The organism is Paenibacillus sp. KS1 (assembly GCF_001680695.1).
In the GTDB taxonomy this organism is placed as follows: Bacteria; Bacillota; Bacilli; order Paenibacillales; family Paenibacillaceae; genus Paenibacillus_B; species Paenibacillus_B suaedae.
In genome coordinates this window covers 1-1,507 of record NZ_MAIS01000223.1, presented here as the reverse complement: position 1 = coordinate 1,507, position 1,507 = coordinate 1, and the positions used below count along the sequence as shown (strand labels likewise).

At 32.4% G+C, this 1,507-nt stretch carries 1 protein-coding gene; it reads left to right on the top strand.

Annotated features, from left to right (window positions below; translation table 11 throughout):
- Positions 1 to 175: 175 nt before the first annotated feature.
- Positions 176 to 1,033, top strand: coding sequence for a PhzF family phenazine biosynthesis protein (locus BBG47_RS27955; protein WP_065294461.1), 858 nt, complete (start codon positions 176 to 178; stop codon positions 1,031 to 1,033).
- Positions 1,034 to 1,507 lie beyond the last annotated feature (474 nt).

The following is a 1,507-nucleotide window of genomic DNA, read 5'->3' as shown; positions in this document are numbered from 1 at the left end:
AGGGAAGCAGGAGGTAAATCCTGCTTCCCTCGGACTGTAGACAAACTATTTTTGGAGAGTTCAGATCTAAAAAATAGTTTGTCTCTTGCTTTATAGCAAATTTATCCAACTAAAAAATTTATACGTGGTGCTTTCTATGCTACAATTTACTATAAGTGAGGAAGGAAGGTGTCTTATGAAAATATCCGTCTATGTTGCAAGTGCATTTAGCAAGGATCATAAAGGCGGAAATAAAGCAGGAGTGGTATTTATTGAGAATACATTGACCACTACTCAAAAAATGGCAATAGCCAAACAACTGGGCTATGCGGAAACCGCATTTATATCAGAATCTGAAATTGCTGATTATAAATTTGAGTATTTTACACCAAAAGAAGAAGTTGATTTATGTGGTCATGCCACAATTGGCTCTTTCGCGATACTGATGCATTTAAATAAACTTTTCAGGAATCGCTATACGATTGAAACGAACAGCGGTGTTCTTACTATTACCATAAAAGATGACATCATATTCATGGAACAAAACAAACCGATATTCTATGATGTTGTATCTCCAAACGAGTTCATCGACTGTTTTGACATTAAAGCTATAGACAATAAATACCCAATTCAAATTGTCTCCACGGGCTTAAAAGATATTTTAATTCCTATAAAAAACGAAACACGATTACATGCACTGCAACCTAATTTTGAAAAAATTAAAGAAATCAGCAAGTATTATAATGTTGTCGGGATGCATCTATATACTTTTAATGACAATCGAATTATATGCAGAAATTTTGCTCCACTATACGACATCAATGAAGAAGCAGCGACTGGAACTTCAAACGGTGCATTAGCTTGCTACCTTTATGAACAGCACTACTTGCAAAAAGAAGTCTATGTATTTGAACAAGGTTATTCTTTACAATCGCCTTCCGAAATATTAGTTAAATTAGCAACCAATAGCAAGAATGAAATAGAAAAAGTTTATGTTGGCGGCAAAGGCTATTACTGTGAAACTAAGTGTTTAAATGTAGAAAATATTGAGTGAAAATAAAAAAAACACCGAATAAAAAGGATGAGAAAATAATTTCTCAATCTCAGACTGTAGACAAAGTATCTGATTATTCGATACTTTGTCTTTTTTTCTTGGTAAAATGGAGAAAAGGAGCTGATTTAGATGTTGAAAAAAACAAGATATGAGTAAACGAGATCAAATTGTTTTTTATTCTTCAGATGATCTAGTTAACGATTATTTGGAACAGCTAAAAAATTTCATGGTCTTCGCTATACGAATATGATTGGTAAAGAAAAAATGCACATGAAAATTGGGCTTACTTTCGCTTGTCTAAATATATAAAAATTAGCAAAAATCCTGAAATTAAGAGACCAAAAGGACTCTATTTTTTTTGCCTATTTCTGTGTTTTAATTCTAAAATAGAGAACTAGATAAAAAAACAAACACATTATTTAATTGAACAATGTGTTTGTCTTCAATCTAAGGGAAGCAGGAGGTAAATCCTGC